The sequence below is a fragment of the Anoxynatronum sibiricum genome (assembly GCF_039414295.1).
GTDB lineage: Bacteria > Bacillota > Clostridia > Peptostreptococcales > Tindalliaceae > Anoxynatronum > Anoxynatronum sibiricum.
On sequence record NZ_JBCITM010000064.1, the window covers coordinates 1 to 398 of the forward strand.

Here is a 398-nt window from a genome sequence, read left to right on the forward strand (position 1 = left end):
TTCACCAGCTCAAGGGCCAGCATGACCCCCCGGCCCCGTACATCGCCGATGAGGGAATAGGTGTCTTTCATCTTGTTCAGCCGGCTTCTGAAAAGGTGGCCCAGTTCTTCTGCCCGGCCGGGGAAGTTGTCCCGCTCCATGATCTCCATCACCTTCAGGGCTGCAGCGGCGGCCACGGGATTGCCGCTGTAAGTGCCGCCAATGCCGCCGATGTGGGAGGCATCCATGATGTCGGCCCGGCCGGTGACGGTGGAGATGGGCATGCCGCCGGCAATGGATTTGGCGGTGGTCCACATGTCGGGAGCGGCAGGCCAGTGTTCGGTGGCAAAGAGCTTGCCGGTACGGCCGAAGCTGGTTTGAATTTCATCGGCAATGAGAATGATGCCGTGGGTGTCGCA

1 protein-coding gene is annotated in these 398 nt (G+C 61.8%); it reads right to left on the reverse strand.

The features are described from left to right. On the reverse strand, positions 1 to 398 hold a 398-nt coding region (locus AAIG11_RS17955), incomplete at both ends, for an aminotransferase class III-fold pyridoxal phosphate-dependent enzyme (protein ID WP_343187560.1).